The 604-nt window shown below is 32.0% G+C and carries 1 protein-coding gene; it reads right to left on the bottom strand.

Annotated features, from left to right (window positions below; translation table 11 throughout):
* Positions 1-368: 368 nt before the first annotated feature.
* Positions 369-604 (bottom strand): coenzyme F420-0:L-glutamate ligase (locus tag V3W49_RS22855; RefSeq protein ID WP_500148256.1); only part of this gene is annotated, 236 nt, incomplete at its 5' end.

Raw genomic sequence — 604 nt, 5'->3', positions numbered from 1 at the left:
CAAATGTTAAACCGGCTTTGATTTTTTTGGATAATCCATAAACCAAAACGTGTGCATCTTGATCGGTTGTTACTTCCTCAGCAGGGTAAATTTGGAGATTTCTATATTTTGGATGATTTTTTTGATATTCTAAAATTTGTGAATAGCCATCTAAGGTGTTATGATTTGTAACAAACAAAACATCTAAACCAAGATTGTGTGATTGTTCAAGTTATTCTGGAATAGTAATATTGCAATCGTATGGAGTATCGTGATATCCTATATTGAAATTAGAAAATTTGTTATGACAGTGTAATTCGGAGTTTAAAAGATCCAATTTGTACCGTTCAAAGTACAGTAGAGTTGTTTTAAAATTTTTTGAAGAATCTCTATCTAAACAAATCTTCATCATCAGGACGAAGAAGTGATTTCATTGTACCTTCATTGGCTGTAAACTTGTAATTTCGAATTATTGCTGCAGGGTTTTGTAGGGTTTTTCCTTTTACTAATTCAGATGCAGAGCAAAGCTCATCAGCAATAGCTATTGCTGTTATTCGGAGAATTTTTCCAAATGTGTCTTTTTTGCCTTGAAAATCAATTATGGAATCTATACCTGATACTCCAA

It is taken from the genome of Rosenbergiella sp. YN46 (genome assembly GCF_036620675.1).
Taxonomy (GTDB): Bacteria; Pseudomonadota; Gammaproteobacteria; order Enterobacterales; family Enterobacteriaceae; genus Jejubacter.
The sequence above is the reverse complement of the archived record's forward strand: the minus strand, read 5'-3'. Positions and strand labels throughout refer to the sequence as shown.